This is a genomic window from Oleiphilus sp. HI0123, from assembly GCF_001635315.1.
Genome location: NZ_LWGE01000194.1, coordinates 1 through 225 on the forward strand (window position 1 = coordinate 1; position 225 = coordinate 225).

Genomic DNA, 225 nt, shown 5'->3' on the forward strand with positions numbered 1-225 from the left:
ATTCACTACCGTAAATATCTTATAAAGATAGAGTTATAAAGGTTTTGATTGTTTATCTGAGGAGGATTTTGTCTTCTTTTCCGGTACAGGGTCGTGTCCACCTTCACAACCCGGATGGCATCTTAACACACGATGTACTGCAAGAAAGCTTCCTTTAAATATACCGTGAATTTTTACAGCTTCGAGGGCATATTCAGAGCATGTTGGATAATATCGACAAGAAGG

The 225-nt window shown here is 38.7% G+C and carries 1 protein-coding gene; it reads right to left on the reverse strand.

Features of this window, described 5'->3' with window-relative positions; all coding sequences use genetic code 11:
- Positions 1 to 33 precede the first annotated feature (33 nt).
- Positions 34 to 225: membrane protein insertion efficiency factor YidD (gene yidD / locus A3761_RS25380; protein ID WP_082870140.1), on the reverse strand; the 192-nt coding region annotated here is incomplete at its 5' end.